The following is a 17169-nucleotide window of genomic DNA, read 5'->3' on the forward strand; positions in this document are numbered from 1 at the left end:
GATTACTCTCCTGCCATTTCTACGAACAATTGACCATCTTCAACAATCACAGGGAAAGTCTTGATTGGATCAGTTGCAGGTAGACATAAAGCTTCACCTGTTTTCAAGCAGAAACGTGCTGAATGCAATGGGCATTCAACCGTACCATCATCTTCAAGATAACCTTCAGACATAGAAGCATTACCATGTGAACAACGGTCATTCATGGCGAAGAATTCTCCGCCATTGTTGAACACTGCAAGCGCTTCAATACCATTTACGCCGCAATCTACTTTTAGCGCTTCGCCTTCGTCCAATTCGTCAACTTGGCAAACAAAAATCTTATTCATTAGAAAAATACACTCAGGTTATGTGAGTTATAGGTCACTTGATCTAACGTAATTTTACGGTTGAAGATCTGGAAGCCCAAATCAGTTTCAACTTTACGGATCTTGTCGTGACGCTTACCACAGTAAATCGTTACGTCTTTCTCTTTTTGCGTACGGTATAACAAATACGTTACGTACACGTCATATTCGCCTTCAACTTCAGTCGGCTCTACAATCACGTTGCTCACCATGTGAGTGGTACGTGATGGAGGCTCTTCAGCCCAGGCCATACCGGTTTCTAGACGCGCAACACGACGTTCGAGCAAGTCTTTGGTGTCGTTAAATACCCAAGTCGTCGGTGGCTCAATTGAACGGCGACGGTCACGGGTTTGTGCATTTGGCGTGGTACGTAGCGTGTAAGAGATGTCTTCTGCCAACATGTCCAGCCAATCGCGGAATTTCCAGTCGTCTAGTGCTTTGCCTTCACGATAGAGAAACTGACTAATTTGATGATGAAGTTCTAAACTGATCTGACTCATTTCATTAGCTCCTTCTCGTATTCGTCAGCGGCTTTCTCTACGTCTTCCCATTTTTCATGGATCAACAGGTCTGCCCAACGGCGGTATAGGCCACGTGCTGCAGTTTCAGAAAAAATGTAGTTGGTAATCCCCGGGATACCATCTTCACGTTTTTTCTCGTTACCCAAGCCCATTTCCATAATCAGTTTGTTGTTACGCGCTTTATAACCACGTAATACTTTTTGAATCTCAATCCAGTTCTCAGAGTCATCTTGCTCAAGGAAACCGGCAGGACCGAAGGCGCGGGTTGCAGAACGTTCAAACGCTTCTTTCACTTCTTGAGACGCTTCAGCATCGGCAATACAGAATGCCCACACTTCAGTTTTGTTTGGACCACGTGGGTGCCATACGCGAAGTGTTGCTGTACCGTTCAACCAAGACATGGTCGGGAACATGTTGTTATGACCTGCAAGACGTAAAGCACGTGTTTCGCCTAGACGCTCTTTTACTTCCTCGTAAGTTTCACGGAAGTAGTTGGCAACTTCACCATCAACCCATACGTTTGCATCTGGTTTTTCAGTAAAGAAGAAGCCTGAACCATGACCACGTGAACCGTACTGGATCGCGTCTTTAGCGGTTTCCCAAACTGGACGGGCAGTTTGAGCAGCACCTAATTTCTTAGAGCCTTCGTCATCTGGTTTTGCACCCAAAACCTGGATCGCAGATGCGTGAGAGAACAATGCGTGATACTGGTCAGATGCAAACTGTTCAGCTGCAAATTTCCAGTTACATTCGATTTCCCACTTGTGCACACCACCGATGATTTCAGTACCACCCGGACGACGGTCTAATACGCCATCAAGATACCAGGCGATATCACCCATGTATTCGATTAAATCTGGTGTGGTTTCATCCCAACAAGCAAAGATCAAGCCTTTGTAAGATTCAACGCGGTTAACTTCAACCAGACCCCATTTTTCTTTGCATGCGCCTTGCGGGAATGCACGCTCTTCTAATGGAATGTCTTTGAGTGAACCGTCAATACCGTAAGACCAGCCGTGGTATGGGCAAGTGAATGCACGCGTATTACCACAGTCTGCGAAGCTCACACGCATAGAGCGGTGACGGCACTGGTTTAAAAATGCTTTGATTGAGCCATCTTTTTGACGGGCTACAATAATTGGGTCTTCACCCATATAGGTATTGAAGAAGTCGCCCGCTTTAGGAATTTGGCTTTCATGACAAAGGAATAACCAAGTACGGCCAAAAACGCGTTCAAGCTCTAATTCATATAAATCTGGATCTGTGTAGATATATGGCGAGATACGACCATTTTGTGCATCGACCAAAGCGTCGATTTCGCGCACATCAATTTTTCCACTCATGAGAAGCTCTCCTGTGACGTACTCTGTCACAAAGTAAATAGACTCAACTTTTAGTGGATGATGGTTTTATAGCGGCTTTTAGTGAAATATTTTTTTTGTTTCAATTAAGATATTTTAGAGATTATTAGCAGCCATTTTTCTTATATTAAAATGTTCATGAAAAATGCAAGACCATTTATTTTCTAAATGGCAGAATCATCTTCACGGAATAGTTGTTTATAGATTATACTCTCATCAAATTATAGTAAGACATTTTTTGGATTACTCATGGGACTGGTTATATGGAATTACGACATCTTCGATATTTTGTCACCGTTGCAGAAGAACTGAACTTTAGTAAAGCTGCGTTAAAGCTCTATACCGCCCAACCCTCTTTAAGTCAGCAAATCAAAGACCTTGAAGAAGATGTAGGCGTGCAGCTGCTCTATCGTACCAAGCGAAAAGTTGAACTCACGGAAGAAGGTGCAGTATTTCTAGAACAGGCCCGTTTGACCTTGGCACAGGCAGACAAAGCCATTGCCATGGCGCGTCAAGTCTCGCAAGCCAAACAGCAAATGCTGCGTATTGGCTTTGTACCTGTGGCGGAAATGAAGATTTTTCCCTATGTACTCCCGAACTTACGTGTACAAAACCCTGATTTAAAAATTGAATTGCTCAGCTTAAACAATACTGAGCAAATGAAAATGTTGAAAAAAGGTGAACTGGATGTCACCTTTACCCGCCACAACTCCAATAGTGATGAAATAGAAAGTTTATTTGTTTTACGTGAACCACTTATCTTTATTTTGCCGGAAAACCACCCTTTGGCGAAGTATGAACGCATTCCGGTGAAGGCATTAAATGGCATCGATTTTATTATTCCTGCTGCCGAACAGTCTCTGACGCTACACAATGCGATTCTGGATTTTGCCAAAGCCAATGGGATTGAATTTAACATTGTGCAAAAAGCCGACAATATTCTGTTTAATATCAACTCGATTGGTATGGGCTTAGGTTGCACGATCTTACCGGGCTATGTTGCTCCATTGACCACAAGTAATTCTGTCATTCGCACGCTAGATGTTGAGCTTCCTTACCTCGACCTCTATGTCAGTTACCATAAAAACAGCAGTTCTGTGGCTGTGCAGAAATTTATTGAATTACTGACCCGTGTGTTTTATCTGAATATCAATCGCGATTGATCATTTTTTTACAACTTTAGCTTTCCAATTGAACACACCATTATTTTCTTGGTAAATAGTAGTGTGTTTTTTTGGTCCATTTTGATTATTTTTCTACCACATTAGACTGAAGTCTTATAAAAAATCACCATTTTAAAGCCGCTCATGATGGGAAATAACGTATAACTTATATTTTTATCATTTATAAAAATATCTCATAATCAAAAAATTACAACTTAAGTCTAATAAGTCCCGCCCAATCTTTCTAAAATATTTGTAAAAAATAATAACCAAATAATGACTATAGGCAAGATTATGCAAATTCAGCCGCTGCATCGGATAAAAACCGGTGTCCGATATCACCCCTATTTCTTTTTTATCTTCCCGGCAATCGCTGTTTTCTATTATTTTTTTCATTTGCTCACCCCATGGAGCTGGTCTACCTGTCTTTTAATCAGCTGGAATATCGCGATCTATGGCTATTTATTGCTAACCCTAAGAAAACTGTGGCGTACAGAGCACGACCATATTTTGCAGCGCGCGCAACAACAGGATGCCAGCAAATGGCTGATTCTATTTTTAGTGATCCTGACCTTAGTCATCTGCTTCATTGCCATCGTGATTGAAATTAATCATTTGCCCAAAGATTCTGCCATTCCAATCGGTCAGTTAAGCTTGTCCATTCTGACCCTGATTGCGGCCTGGTTTTTTATGCATACCATCTTTGCCATTCACTATGCGCATGACTTTTATCTGGCATTGGAAAAAGACAAAGATGGCGGCCTGGATTTCCCCAAGACCTCACACCCGACTTATCCGGATTTTATTTATTTTAGTTACGTGGTCGGAACCTCGGCGCAAACCGCAGATGTATCTACCACCTCCCGCCCTATGCGGGTGTTACTTACTTTACATCTGCTATTGGCCTATGGATTTAATACCACTATTTTAGCCATCAGCATCAATGTGACGGCTAACTTTATTAGTCCTTAACGATTAGCCCTTAACTATTCATCCTTGATTATGAGTCTTTAATCCTTAATTAAAGACATAAAAAAAGGATGACTTTCGTCACCCTCTTTTCATTTTATTTGGGCAGCTGGATTAAACACCACGAGCTGTTAAATAATTTTTAATTACAGTATTAAATTCTTCAGATTTTTCAACTTGAGACCAGTGACCACATTGGCTGAAGATGTGTGCATCAGCATGTGGAACAATGTTCAAGATATCCCATGAACGAGATACAGGAATGACCACGTCTTGTACGCCATGAATCAAAAGTACAGGAACCTTGATTTCTTTCATTTTTTCGAAATCAAGCGGGAATTCGAAACGGTCACGGTCACGTGCGCCAACCACATCCATCAAACGGTTTGATGCGTAGTCATTTGCTGCAGAATCAAAACGTACTTTCACCAGTTCATCGGTGATCAAGTCTTTATTCACGACAAACATAGACAGGGTTTTCTTGATCCCTTCTTCAGTAAGCACAGGATTTGCATGCGCTTTAAGTGCAGCAGTCTGTTTCGCACCGCCAGTACCCATAGACACGATACCCAAAACACGTTCAGGGTAATCAAGTACCATCTGGAATGCTAACCAGCCACCCAAAGAGTTACCTACGACCCAAGTTTTTTCGATACCTAAAGCATCTAAAGTACGGATTGCGTGATCAACCCAAGCACGGATACCGTAAGCAGTGTTTGGCGCAACCACACTTTGACCATAACCAATGGTGTCAATTGCGATACAACGCGCTTGCTCACCAATTTGTGGCAAGTTTAACCACCAGTTTGCAGCAGCAGATACGCCTGTACCTGAACCGTGTAAAAATAGAATAGGTGTACCTTCACCAATTTCGTGGTAATGCGTCAACTCGCCTTCAGCGGTTTCAATCCATTTGTCTTCTAAGCCAAAGAATGGATCTGTTTGATAGTCAGGGATTTGAACAGTGCTCATATTGATTCCTCTTACAGTCTTTAGCTTGCGTGTCCCTCTATTACAAGAATTCGACGTCAAGTTGACTCATTAAAATGACTTTTTACAGCTTTATATTAACCGTTCAAGACCTGCAAACTGATACAAATTTACGATCAAACCCTATAAAAAAACGATTATTTATGTCTTTGTTTTTATACAATTAAAATAAAATCATACCCATAATTTGCTTAAGGTATTTCAAGCCAAAATATTGTGAGCTCAAAAAAAAGAGCGACTGATCAACAGGCGCTCTTTTTTGATTCAATGATTTAGAACTTATAGGTATAGGTTGTCGCTACACGATATTCCTTAAGGTCAGATTTATAATCGAAGTCAGCATCGATATACATCGCCTGGAAGCCTAAACCTTTCAACTGACCTTCAGGCACTGTGTAGTTCACGATTAGATTAAGCTCATCCGAATCCTGGTTTTCCTTGCCATTTGTGTCAGCATCAAAGCCCATCATGTAGACTGCAGTCGCATTTAAACCTTTTGCACCCAGTTCAGAGAAGTCATAACCGTAAGTTAAGCCTACTGATTTCTCATCAACAGCAGTGAAAGTTGCTACCCCCCAGTTTACAAGATAAGGCTGTGGTACCCAGCCGCCCAATGTAGGGAATGCTGAATCACCAAACATTTGCTGATAACCCAAACCTACTGTGTGTGGGCCATAATTGACTTTTGCGCCTGCAGATAATGCCTGGTTATCAATGTCGCCATATAATTTGTTGCCTGATTCTGAGTTATCAAAGTAACGTGCATGGCTGGTGAGTTTGGTTTTTTCACCTAATGTTGTGCTGTGATTTAAACCCACATAGTGTTGCTGGTAAATATCTTGAACATTTGCATACCAGTAACTTGCACCAATCTCTTTATTGAATTGATGATCTACTCCGGCAATCCACATACCGTCAGATGCTGGACCATTATCAAAATGCCCCATTTTATTATTTGGCAGTTGTTTATTTGGTGCAGTAAATAAAGTCAAATCACGAAACTGGTTGTCATAGCGGTTATTGATCTTATCAATATAAGCCAAGGTCAATTTAGTATCTTTAATGTCTTTAGACTCTAACCACGCACCGCTGAAAGTCGTCAGCAACTGACGCGATGGATCGAAGACCAATACCGGAGATACCGGTAATAACTCACCCACTTTCAATTCAGTTTGTGAAACTTTGGCTTTTAAAGTCGCGCCCACTTTACCAAAATTATCTTTTTGCCCTTTGCCCGGTCCTTCATGCGGTAAAACCCAGTCAGGATTATTGTCACGGCCATTCAATTTAAATGCATGCTGTACCAAAAGGTCTGCACCCACCTGAATGCCAGCGCCGATATCCTGATAACCCGATTTTGCATCCAGGGTAATGCCTTGTGACCATGAACCCCAGTTATTTTGTGGAAGATCCGCATACTGACGGTCTAAATAAAAGTTTTTAAATTTTAATTGGACATTACTGTCGTCGATAAATTCTGCATTCGTTGCAGTTGTACCTAATGCTAGAGTTACAGCACAGATGGCTTTCCATAAAGTTTGACGACGCATGGCCTATTCCCAGTAATCAAATTAAGCTATGACGCCATCATGCTCAACAATACAGCCAAAAAAAATCAGACCAGAGTATTAAGATTTAGTACATTCATCAGGCTTTTTTGTTTTTTAAGATTCACCATCAACTCTTGTTAAGAACTTTAAACAATAAGATATTTGCGCTTTATTTTATGGCATTATTTTTAAGCCCTTGTTGCAGTGCTTATTTTTAAGAAAATTTCACTTTTTTGGATTTAAATTATTTTTATTAATCGTTTTTAGGTTTAAGCAGCTTTTAAGGCATCTTAAATAATTGATTATTTTGATATATTTTAAATATCACATGATCTTTTTTATCTATAAATACAACTGTTTAGCCATAAAAAAAGCACCCTCAATGGGATGCTTTTTTAAAACTTAATTTAAAAGAAGACTTTAAAATTAAGCTTGTAGCTCACGTGCTTTAGACATGGTTAATGCCAAGTCTTCAATCATGTCTTCCTGACCGCCAACTGTACCACGGCGACCCAATTCCATCAGAATTTCACGTGCAGACACACCATATTTCGCTTCAGCGCGTTTAGCAAACAACAGGAACGATGAGTAAACACCGGCATAACCTAAAGTTGCTGCATCACGGTCGGCACGAATCGGTTGCTGCATCATTGGAACAATCAGTTCTTCAGCAATATCCTGAACTTTGAACAAGTCCACACCGGTTTCCATTTGCATACGGTTCGCCACCGCAACAAACAATTCAAGTGGTGTATTACCTGCGCCTGCGCCTAAACCGGCAGAAGCCAAATCGACACGCGTTGCACCGGCTTGAACCGCTGAAACAGAGTTGGCAACGCCCATACCCAAGTTATGGTGACCATGGAAACCGATTTCGATCTCTGAAGCCAAGTTGGCACGTAAAATACCCACGCGGTCAGTTACGTCATTCGGCAACATATAGCCCGCAGAGTCAGTCACATAGATACAGTTTGCACCGTATGACACCATTTTATTGGCTTCTTCCAAAAGTTTTTCTGGAGTCGCCATGTGAGCCATCATCAAGAAGCCCACAGTGTCCATACCCAGTTTGCGCGCAGCAGTAATGTGCTGTTCAGAAACGTCTGCTTCTGTAGAGTGAGTTGCAACACGAATTGTTGCCACACCTACATCGTGCGCCATTTTTAAATGGTCAACCGTACCAATACCCGGAATTAAAAGCGCAGATACTTTTGCCTGTTTAAGCTTTGGAATAACCGCGGTTAAATATTCTTCGTCTGTTGCAGCTGCAAAACCGTAGTTCACAGAGTTACCGCCTAAGCCGTCACCATGTGTCACTTCGATTAAAGGCACACCAGCATCATCAAGTGCAGTGGCAATCGCAACCATTTGCTCTGGTGTAGTTTGATGGCGCATTGGGTGCATACCATCACGTAACGTCATATCATTAATAATAATTTTTGACATGGTCTGCTCCTTAAGCTTCTGCTTCAGCTTGCGCTGCTTGGTTCGCGATGAGACGTTCTGCAAACATTTCTGCAGTACGTGCAGCAGCTGCAGTCATAATGTCCAGGTTACCGGCATATTTAGGCAAGTAATCGCCTAGGCCTTCCACTTCCAGGAACATTGAAACACGGTTGCCGTCAAATACTGGACCATTTACAAGTTTGTAACCTGGTACGTATTTTTGGACTTCCTTGATCATGGCATGTACAGATGCTGTGATGGCAGCCTGATCCGGCGTACCTTCAACCAGACAGTGCACAGTGTCACGCATCATCAGTGGTGGCTCAGCAGGGTTGATAATGATGATGGCTTTACCTTGTTTCGCGCCGCCCACCTGCTCGATTGCACCGGCAGTGGTACGTGTAAATTCATCAATGTTTTTACGTGTACCCGGACCAACAGACTTAGTTGATACCGTTGCGATGATTTCACCGTAGTTCACAGCTTGAACACGTGAAATCGCTGCCACCATAGGAATGGTTGCCTGGCCGCCACATGTCACCATGTTAACGTTTGGCAATTCACCCTGTTCAAGCAAAGCTTCCAGGTTTACCGGCGGTACGCAGAATGGACCAATCGCTGCAGGCGTCAAGTCAATCATCTGTACGCCAAGCTCATTTAACTTGCGGCTATTTTCAGCATGTACATAAGCAGAAGTTGCATCAAAAGCAATTTGAATATTGTCTGCTAAAACGTGCGGCAATAAACCGTCTACGCCTTCAGCAGTGGTTTTTAAACCCATTTTCGCTGCACGCGCCAAACCTTCAGAGGTTGGGTCAATCCCCACCATCCATACAGGTTCTAAAACTTCACTACGTTGAAGTTTGTAAAGCAAATCTGTACCGATATTACCCGGACCGATTAATGCACATTTAATCTTTTTCATTAACGTACTCTCTTAAAATACAGACTTATTCAGCAGCAAATGCAGCAACAACAGAACCAAAGCCTTCAATTTCAACTTTGAATTCATCACCCGGATGTGCAACAACCATAGGACCCAATGCACCGGTCAATACGATGTCACCCGCCAACAGTGGACGACCACGGCGAACCATTTCATCCGCCAGCCAAACTGCAGCGTTGAGCGGGTTTGCGAGGCAGGCTTTACCTACACCAGTGGATACCACTTCATCACCACGGGTCATGGTCATTTTGCAGTTCACCAAATCCAGGTTTTCAAGTTTCACCGGTTTTGAACCCAAAACGAAAGCTGCAGAAGATGCGTTATCGGCAACGGTATCAATCAAGGTAATTTTCCAGTTTTCGATACGGCTATCCACCACTTCTACCGCTGGCAAGGCATATTCAGTCGCACTGATAATGTCTGCATAGGTATGATGTTCTTTGGTCAGATCTTTGTTGATGATTAATGCGATTTCTGCTTCAACTTTAGGCTGAATCAATAGACCTGCCGGGATAGCTTCGCCATCACCATACGACATGTCTGCAAACAGCATACCGAAGTCAGGCTGATCTACACCAAGTTGAGCTTGTACAACTTTTGAAGTCAAACCAATTTTGCGGCCAGCTAAACGACGTCCTTCGCTTAAGGCACGTTGGGTATTTAATTCTTGAACTGCGTAAGCAATATCTACATCAGCACTTTCACCACCCAACTGTGGGCGAACCGGTGCAATCGCAGTTTGTGACAACTCAGCTTCTCTAAGCGCCAATGCGACTGATTTAACAACAGCAGAATTCGACATCAATGTTTCCTTAAACTGCAAAAAATTGGACTTATACCGTGATCGATGGAAATGGAATGAACAATCAGAAAAATTCTATGCAAATGATCAAACCCATCAGCAAATGGGTGCTGCCCATCTTGGGAAAACGTGTATATGTATAAACTGATTTAGAATCTAAAAAATGCGGTTTTTATGCCAATACTTATTTTATTTTTTACAATAGCTATTAGCTATAAATGGCATTCTATTTTTTAAGTGAAACAAAGCACTTAGCCTAGATATTTCATGATATCCGAGTAATCAACTCTGCAATACAAGCGATTCATTTTAACAATCAATCACGCCTACGACTAAAAGATGAGATGACAATTATATTTTGAGTAAAAACAATATATTCATTGCTCAATCAACATGATATTTTTAAATAATTAAAAACAAGGACTTAAAATATTAGCAATGAAAATTAAAACCCTGATATTGATGGCTTTACTGAGCACCTTATGTAGTACAAGCTTTGCACAAAGTTATCAAAACCAACTTAAAAACAAATATCTCATTTTAAATGGCGCAAGTTGTGCCGGACTAAAATTTAATCCTCAAGCGACCGCTGCTGCCTGGCAAAATGAAATGGACTGTAGCCGTGGCGACTCCAATAGCGATGCATGGCGCATTACCTGGATTACACCAGAGATTTTTATGATGACTGAAGTCATTCGTCCCAATGAAATTTCACCGCCACGTAATAATCTTTATAAAATCATGAGCATTGAAAATAAAACCGTCACTGTAGTCAATTACTGGACTGGTTGGGACAACCACAAACCTGATCTGCAAAAATTTAGAATCCAGTAAGTCAATTTAGAACTTAATACGTATAAAAAAAGGGCGATTTTAAATCACCCTTTTAGCATCAGATATCTCTTAAACCGCCTGTTTCAAATTCACCTGATTTAATAATAGCTGGTGCAGACTTGCGACATCCTCAGCAATGGCAATTGGATGAAACTGTGCCAGCGTTTCAGGTGTATGCACGCCATAACTCACCCCAATACGTGGCATGGCAATGTTCTGCGCCATTTCCAGGTCATAGGAGGTATCACCGACCATAATCGCATTTTCAGCATTGACACCGGTAAGGTGCAAAATCTCTGCGAGCATCAGTGGATCAGGTTTGGATTTGGTTTCACTTGCCGCACGGGTCACGACAAAAAGCGCATGACTCTGGGTTTGACTTAATACCCGGTCCAAACCTTTACGGCTTTTTCCGGTTGCCACTGCAAGTTTGATGCCTTCAGCTTTTAATGTTTGCAGCATCTCAGCTACACCTTCAAACCATGCATCACTTTTCGAATTTTCAACATAGTGCGTCGCATAGCATTGCAAAATATCAGCGTGCAATTCCGGCACCTCTGGAAATAACACTTGCGCGACTTCCGGCAAACCCAAACCAATAATGCTTTTTGCAGCGTCTTCGGTTAAAGGTTGCTGATATTCTTTGGCAGCAAATTGCAGGCTTTGAACAATCTGCCCGACTGAATCAAATAAAGTACCATCCCAATCAAAGATAATAAGTTCTAAAGTTTTTTTCATGAATTAATCCAATATTTGATTCAGGGTGAATAACAATTTGAAATTGACCTCTCCCTTGCGAACTCAGAATATATTCTGAGGATTCTCATCTCCTAAGACGAGGGAGTTTCTATTATTTTTCAAGCTCAAGGAACGAATTAAATATGGTGAGATAAGTTTAGCAAAATTTAATTTATTCCTCTCATTCGTTATCGTGACATTCCCTCTCCTGTAAGGAGATGAGCAGCGCAAGGGAGAGGTCAAAGTTATTCATCAAATAGTCCCGCTACTTGAGAGAAGACTATTCAGTCTTCATCACGATCAGTTAAAACCGGTTCTTTATCTTTCTTCTGTGCACGCAACTGTGCCACCAGACTTTGCATGTCTTCAGGCAAAGGCGCTTCAATGGTTTCATAACCTGGAATTTCCAGACGCAGTGCATGCAAACATAAACGACGTGCTTTCGGACCTTTGTATGCAGTTTCATGACCATATTTTTCATCGCCAATTAAAGGATGACCAATACTTAAACCGTGTACACGAATCTGATGGGTACGGCCTGAAAGCGGTGAGGCATATACAAGCGTTGCATGCATAAAGCGCTCAGCCACATTCCACTGCGTCTTAGACTCTTTACCTTCTTTCGGTGATACGCATACACGACGCTCACCATTGGCCAGCTCATAACGGTGTAAAGGTGCATCAATCAGTTGACGATCGATCACGACATTGCCTTTCACAATCGCCGCATAGGTTTTTTTGATCTTGTGTTCACGCAATAAATCTTGCAGGGTTTTTAAGGTGCTGCGTTTTTTACTGATCATCACCAGACCGGAAGTATCACGGTCAATACGATGAATCAGTTCCAGATATTTCTTCCCGGTTGCTGCGCGTAAGCCTTCAATCAGGCCATACGCCACGCCACTGCCACCATGCACGGCAATCCCTGAAGGTTTATTCACCACCATCAAGCCTTCATCTTCATAAATCACACGGCTGAGCAGGCTTTGAGCGACTTTGTCCGACACCGGTACTGGCGTTTCATCTTTAGGCTCATAACGAATCGGCGCAACGCGAATCTGGTCGCCAATGGCCAGTTTGGTTTCCGCTTTGATCCGCTTTTTATTAACTCGAACTTGCCCTTCACGCATCAAACGATAAATACGACTTTTAGGCACGCCTTTAAGTCGAGAAAATAAAAAATTATCGATGCGCTGGCCTGATTGATGCTCGTCAACTTCAAACCAAGTGACACTTTGCCATTCTTGCGTAGAATTCATACAGTTACGATGACCCAAAAAATACTAAAATTGATTAAAAACTGATCACTTAGGCTATGCTTTACACAAGAAACATAAGCTTAACCCATAGGCAGATGATGCAAGGTTTGATATAGTCAGCGCACGGATACCACCGTTAGTGTGAAAAAATTTAATCACTTCAATATTTTTGAAGCTGAATATTAAATTTGACTATTCACATTAAACACGGAAAGGTCCCTAAAGAATATGCCGACGCCGAAGGCTTATTATATCGGCAAAAAAGCAAACTGTTGCGTTTAATTGTACTTATGTACATAAATCAGTCTGCCCTAAAAAATATGTCGCCAACTTAAAGTTGGTTTTTAAACGTAAACTGATACACATCAGATTAGTCGCACCCTGAAGTCGCATTCAGGCTACAACGTTGATGCATTGGATCTGCACATAAAGCAAAGATACGATGATAATTCCGTATCAAGACGCTCTATCTTAATGAAGGGATGATCTTCAAGCTGCATGACAGTGAAAGTTACTCACATCCAATGCACCGTTTGTCCGCCAGTGAAGCGCTCAGGTGACTTTAATCGTTTAAGGATTGAAGCCGTATTGCCATCATCAATACGTGAATCAAACACCGAAGCCCAAAAAAAGGCCGGTAAAAAAGCTCAGACCACAAGCGTTTATTTGAGATCTGGGTATTGATCCGTAATGTGTGATGTTCGCTACGTGAATAGCGATGTTTTGTTGTGTATCACTATTAGGTGTTACACCCATGAAACGTATGTTGATTAATGCAACACATGCCGAAGAGATTCGCGTTGCACTTGTCACTGGTCAGCGTCTTTACGATTTTGATTTAGAAAATCGTACCCGTGAACAAAAGAAATCCAATATCTATAAAGGTCACGTAACTCGCGTTGAACCTTCTCTAGAAGCTGTATTTGTTGAGTATGGTGCAGGTCGTCAAGGCTTCCTGTCTATGCGTGAAATCGCAAACTCATACTACAAGGCAGACCCTCGCCAAACTTCGAATATCCGCGAATTGATCACTGAAGGCACAGAACTTCTTGTTCAGGTGGAAAAAGAAGAACGTGGCAATAAAGGCGCGGCCCTTTCTACCTTTATCTCGCTTGCCGGTCGTTATTTGGTGCTTATGCCAAATAACCCTAAAGGTGGCGGTATCAGTCGTCAAATTTCAGGTTCAGTTCGTGAAGAATTGAAAGAAATGTTGTCGTCACTGAATATTCCGCGTGGCATGAGCGTGATTGTTCGTACTGCCGGTATTGGCCGTTCACAAGAAGAATTGCAACTTGACTTGCAACATCTGATGGATCTTTGGGCACAAATCCAAACCACAGCAAGTTCTGGTCCATCACCAATGCTGGTGCATCAGGAAGCGGGCGTGGTGACTCGTGCGATTCGTGACTATTTACGTGACGATGTTGCAGAAATTTTAATTGACTCTGAGCAAGCCTATACCGAAGCCTATAACTTCGTGAAAGCCGTGATGCCGCGTCAGTTAGACAAACTTAAAACCTATACGTTAAATGAGCCATTATTTGCTCACTTTGCCATTGAAAGCCAAATTCAAACAGCTTATGAACGTGAAGTAAAACTTCCTTCTGGCGGTTCAATCGTAATCGACCAAACCGAAGCTTTAGTGTCAATCGACATTAACTCGGCGAAATCGACCCGTGGTCATGATGTTGAAGACACCGCTTTAAATACCAACCTGGAAGCTGCTGAAGAAATTGCACGTCAACTGCGTTTACGTGATATCGGTGGTTTGGTAGTGATCGATTTCATCGACATGACCAAAGACCGCAACCAGCGCATGGTTGAAGCAAAACTTCGTGAAGCAACCCAAAGCGACCGCGCACGTATCCAGTTCGGTCAATTGTCACGTTTTGGCTTGATGGAAATGAGCCGTCAACGCTTACGTCCATCGCTAGAAGAAGCAACAGGTTATGTATGCCCACGCTGTCATGGTACCGGCATGGTACGTGACTTGCGCTCTTTATCCCTTTCAATCATGCGTAAAGTGGAAGAAATTGCACTGCGTGAACGTCAAGGTGAAGTTCAGGTCGAAGTTCCGGTTGAAATCGCAGCATTCATGTTGAATGAAAAGCGTCATACCTTGGTGTATTTAGAACAAACTTCAAATGTCCGTGTAACCGTGTTGCCCCATCCGCACCTGGAAACACCCCATTACGAAATTACTTTTAATGCTGAAGGTTTTGCGCCAACCAGCTACGAACGTACCGAAGCAACCCGTTCAAGTGAAAAAGAGCTGGGTTACGAATCTTCTGACTGGCATTTGGAAGGTGAGCAACAGGCTGCTCAAGCTGCTGCACAGCAGGCACCTGCTCAGCAACAGGCTAAAAACCAGAACAACAAGCCACAACGTCGTCCACAACAAGCGGCTCAAGACGTACAGCAAGCACAGCCAGCTCAAGTTGCGCCTGCTGCTCAAGCTTCAGCAAGCCCATGTGCATGGCTAGAAAACCTGTTTGTGCAAAAGCAAGCTAAAACCGTTGATCAGGCACGTACTGCAAACAATGCTGCTGCTGCCATTGAACAAATGGTCAATGGTGGTGCTGTGAGCCGTGGCCAATTCGGTCAGGTTGCAACAGCTGCACCAGTTGTAAGCGAACCGGTGGCGACTACAAACAACAATATTTATTTAACACCAAGTGCGCCTGTAGCAGCAAAACAGGAACAGCATGAAGTTGCGGATAAGTATTCTGACCGTGAAGAAAAAGCGCAACGTCACAATAAAAAGCGTACGACAAAGCCGAAAGAGCAACGTGAACAAGTTCAGCACGACAATCAACAAAATCAAGTGCATGAAGAAATTGTTCAAGTTCCTCGTCATGAGCAGCGCCAAGAAGCACGTCAAGAACCGCGCCAAGAAACACGTCAAGAACCGCGCCAAGATCAACGTCACGAGCAGCGTCAAGATCAGCGTGACAACAAGCGCCCGACTCGACGCCAACACGTTGAACAACAAGCCTCTGAAACTCAACCAGAGCAAAATGCTGTTCCACGCCGTGACCGCAATAGCCCACAACGTCCAAACCGCCCAAATCGCCACCGCGATCAAAGCGTATTGAACGAACAGGCTGCTCCTCAGCAAGCCATTGCTGCTCCTGTAGTGAGCGAACAACAACCTAAAGTCGAAGTGATTGATACGCCTCGTCAGGAAGTTATTCCAACTGCACTAGTGGTAAATGTCGATCAGGCGAAAAGTGAAATTGTGGCGTTAAATGCACCAGCAGCTGTTGTTGAAGCACCAATCGCTCAAACTGCACCTGTCGCTGTAGCAGAAATCAAAGCCGCTGTGGTTGAGAAACCGGTTGCTGCGAAAGAAGAAAAACCTGCCGCAACGCCTGAAACCCGCGAGCCACAGCAACCGCGTTCTGCTGACCAACGTGCCAGCAACGATCCGCGTATGCACCGTCGTCAAAAACGTGAAGCTCAGGCCAAACAGGCTCAAAATCCAAAGTTGAACCCATCTCAGGTTCCAACTTTGGGTCAATATACCGTGGGTAGCCTGATTCGCCATGTCTATGGTGAAGATTGTTCAGTCTTAATCGAACAATTTGGTTTAATCCCGACGTTCAACCGTGCATTGGTGAAATTCACTGAGCAATATGCGGCAACTCTCGTGCATCAGGCAACTGAAGCCGAAGCACCAGCACAGCCAGTGACCCGTGATGTTGCGGTAGCTAAAGCTGCACCGGAGGCTGAACCGGCACCTGTGTTGGCCTTGACCCCACCGGCTGCTGTTTCGGACACCCGTGTTGCCAATGATCCACGTGAACGTCGTCGTTTGGCCAAACTTGCTGCGGAACAGGCTTTAGAGCAAGCCAAAAAGGCACAACATAGCGAACCTGAAGCTGCAAAAGAAGTTGTTGAAACGACAGCGACTGAAGCTGCTCCGGTTAAACAAGCAGAAGCTGTGATTGAGCAAGCGCCCGTAGCGGAAGTGACTGAAGTCACAGCCGCTCCAAAAGTGGTTGCCGAGCCAGTCAAGCCAGCTAAAGCCGCTCCTGTTGAAAAGGCAGCAAAGCCAAAACCTGCCCCGACAGAGGTCGCTCAAGACGTACAGGCACTGGCTGAGCCAAAAGCTGATACGGATACCCCGGATGCTGATGATGACGCAGACAAACCTGTCCGTCCCCGTCGCCCTCGCGGTCGCCCTCCAAAGAAAGTAACTCCTGCAAATGAGTCATAATTAGCTCTAATGCAGCGAATAAAA

General features: G+C 43.3%; 14 protein-coding genes and 1 pseudogene. 4 read left to right on the forward strand and 11 right to left on the reverse strand.

The window, feature by feature from the left end:
* Window positions 1-2: 2 nt before the first annotated feature.
* The 3 genes from hcaC to hcaE are packed head-to-tail and all read right to left on the reverse strand — an operon-like array spanning window position 3 to window position 2211.
* A complete protein-coding gene (gene hcaC / locus E0H81_RS01950; protein WP_067722172.1) occupies window positions 3-329 on the reverse strand; it encodes a 3-phenylpropionate/cinnamic acid dioxygenase ferredoxin subunit in 327 nt (108 codons plus the stop codon).
* Window positions 329-847, reverse strand: coding sequence for a 3-phenylpropionate/cinnamic acid dioxygenase subunit beta (gene hcaF, locus E0H81_RS01955; RefSeq protein WP_131316085.1), 519 nt, complete (start codon window positions 845-847; stop codon window positions 329-331). The genes hcaC and hcaF overlap by 1 nt, the downstream gene beginning before the upstream one ends.
* The gene (gene hcaE / locus E0H81_RS01960) at window positions 844-2211 is read right to left on the reverse strand and encodes a 3-phenylpropionate/cinnamic acid dioxygenase subunit alpha (RefSeq protein ID WP_131267203.1); all 1368 of its coding nucleotides are present in this window, start codon (window positions 2209-2211) and stop codon (window positions 844-846) included. The genes hcaF and hcaE overlap by 4 nt, the downstream gene beginning before the upstream one ends.
* Window positions 2212-2492: 281 nt before the next feature.
* On the opposite strand from hcaE, the gene hcaR reads away from it, so the two are divergent.
* Window positions 2493-3392 (forward strand): DNA-binding transcriptional regulator HcaR, encoded by a 900-nt coding sequence (hcaR, locus tag E0H81_RS01965; protein ID WP_131267204.1) that lies wholly within the window; start codon window positions 2493-2495, stop codon window positions 3390-3392.
* Between the two features lie 294 nt (window positions 3393-3686).
* Entirely contained in the window at window positions 3687-4364 is a 678-nt protein-coding gene (locus E0H81_RS01970; RefSeq protein WP_131316087.1) for a DUF1345 domain-containing protein, read from the forward strand.
* Window positions 4365-4475: 111 nt separating this feature from the next.
* Here E0H81_RS01970 and E0H81_RS01975 read toward each other — a convergent pair whose 3' ends face one another.
* The 5 genes from E0H81_RS01975 to E0H81_RS01995 form a co-directional block, all read right to left on the reverse strand.
* Window positions 4476-5333: an alpha/beta fold hydrolase gene (locus E0H81_RS01975; protein WP_131316089.1), complete on the reverse strand. Its 858-nt coding sequence runs from the start codon at window positions 5331-5333 to the stop codon at window positions 4476-4478.
* A gap of 290 nt (window positions 5334-5623) precedes the next feature.
* A complete protein-coding gene (locus E0H81_RS01980) occupies window positions 5624-6901 on the reverse strand; it encodes an OprD family outer membrane porin (RefSeq protein ID WP_131316091.1) in 1278 nt (425 codons plus the stop codon).
* Between the two features lie 426 nt (window positions 6902-7327).
* Window positions 7328-8347, reverse strand: coding sequence for a 4-hydroxy-2-oxovalerate aldolase (gene dmpG / locus E0H81_RS01985; protein ID WP_131316093.1), 1020 nt, complete (start codon window positions 8345-8347; stop codon window positions 7328-7330).
* A 10-nt stretch (window positions 8348-8357) separates the two neighbouring features.
* Window positions 8358-9272 (reverse strand): acetaldehyde dehydrogenase (acetylating), encoded by a 915-nt coding sequence (locus E0H81_RS01990; RefSeq protein WP_131316095.1) that lies wholly within the window; start codon window positions 9270-9272, stop codon window positions 8358-8360.
* A 25-nt stretch (window positions 9273-9297) separates the two neighbouring features.
* The gene (locus E0H81_RS01995; protein WP_131316097.1) at window positions 9298-10095 is read right to left on the reverse strand and encodes a fumarylacetoacetate hydrolase family protein; all 798 of its coding nucleotides are present in this window, start codon (window positions 10093-10095) and stop codon (window positions 9298-9300) included.
* Between the two features lie 438 nt (window positions 10096-10533).
* On the opposite strand from E0H81_RS01995, the gene E0H81_RS02000 reads away from it, so the two are divergent.
* Window positions 10534-10929, forward strand: a complete 396-nt coding sequence (locus tag E0H81_RS02000) for a hypothetical protein (RefSeq protein WP_131316099.1) — start codon at window positions 10534-10536, stop codon at window positions 10927-10929.
* Window positions 10930-10998: 69 nt separating this feature from the next.
* Here E0H81_RS02000 and E0H81_RS02005 read toward each other — a convergent pair whose 3' ends face one another.
* From E0H81_RS02005 to E0H81_RS16370, 3 genes and pseudogenes are all read right to left on the reverse strand, one after another.
* Window positions 10999-11667, reverse strand: a complete 669-nt coding sequence (locus E0H81_RS02005) for an HAD-IA family hydrolase (RefSeq protein WP_131316102.1) — start codon at window positions 11665-11667, stop codon at window positions 10999-11001.
* Between the two features lie 284 nt (window positions 11668-11951).
* Window positions 11952-12926: an RluA family pseudouridine synthase gene (locus tag E0H81_RS02010; RefSeq protein WP_131316103.1), complete on the reverse strand. Its 975-nt coding sequence runs from the start codon at window positions 12924-12926 to the stop codon at window positions 11952-11954.
* A gap of 54 nt (window positions 12927-12980) precedes the next feature.
* Window positions 12981-13319: pseudogene (locus E0H81_RS16370) on the reverse strand (hypothetical protein).
* 361 nt (window positions 13320-13680) lie between these two features.
* Between E0H81_RS16370 and E0H81_RS02015 the strand changes: the two are divergent.
* Window positions 13681-17145 carry an Rne/Rng family ribonuclease gene (locus tag E0H81_RS02015; protein ID WP_131316105.1) on the forward strand — a complete coding sequence of 1155 codons (3465 nt, stop codon included), beginning with the start codon at window positions 13681-13683 and terminating at the stop codon, window positions 17143-17145.
* The last annotated feature ends 24 nt before the right edge of the window (window positions 17146-17169 follow it).

Source organism: Acinetobacter terrestris (genome assembly GCF_004331155.1).
Classification (GTDB): domain Bacteria; phylum Pseudomonadota; class Gammaproteobacteria; order Pseudomonadales; family Moraxellaceae; genus Acinetobacter; species Acinetobacter terrestris.

Coding starts and splice junctions, on each gene's coding strand:
- E0H81_RS01980 (WP_131316091.1), bottom strand. CDS start 6,901: ATGCGTCGTCAAACTTTATGGAAAGCCATCTGTGCTGTAACTCTAGCA.
- E0H81_RS02005 (WP_131316102.1), bottom strand. CDS start 11,667: ATGAAAAAAACTTTAGAACTTATTATCTTTGATTGGGATGGTACTTTA.
- E0H81_RS01990 (WP_131316095.1), bottom strand. CDS start 9,272: ATGAAAAAGATTAAATGTGCATTAATCGGTCCGGGTAATATCGGTACA.
- hcaF (WP_131316085.1), bottom strand. CDS start 847: ATGAGTCAGATCAGTTTAGAACTTCATCATCAAATTAGTCAGTTTCTC.
- hcaE (WP_131267203.1), bottom strand. CDS start 2,211: ATGAGTGGAAAAATTGATGTGCGCGAAATCGACGCTTTGGTCGATGCA.
- E0H81_RS01975 (WP_131316089.1), bottom strand. CDS start 5,333: ATGAGCACTGTTCAAATCCCTGACTATCAAACAGATCCATTCTTTGGC.
- E0H81_RS02015 (WP_131316105.1), top strand. CDS start 13,681: ATGAAACGTATGTTGATTAATGCAACACATGCCGAAGAGATTCGCGTT.
- E0H81_RS01995 (WP_131316097.1), bottom strand. CDS start 10,095: ATGTCGAATTCTGCTGTTGTTAAATCAGTCGCATTGGCGCTTAGAGAA.
- hcaC (WP_067722172.1), bottom strand. CDS start 329: ATGAATAAGATTTTTGTTTGCCAAGTTGACGAATTGGACGAAGGCGAA.
- E0H81_RS02000 (WP_131316099.1), top strand. CDS start 10,534: ATGAAAATTAAAACCCTGATATTGATGGCTTTACTGAGCACCTTATGT.
- E0H81_RS02010 (WP_131316103.1), bottom strand. CDS start 12,926: ATGAATTCTACGCAAGAATGGCAAAGTGTCACTTGGTTTGAAGTTGAC.
- dmpG (WP_131316093.1), bottom strand. CDS start 8,347: ATGTCAAAAATTATTATTAATGATATGACGTTACGTGATGGTATGCAC.
- hcaR (WP_131267204.1), top strand. CDS start 2,493: ATGGAATTACGACATCTTCGATATTTTGTCACCGTTGCAGAAGAACTG.
- E0H81_RS01970 (WP_131316087.1), top strand. CDS start 3,687: ATGCAAATTCAGCCGCTGCATCGGATAAAAACCGGTGTCCGATATCAC.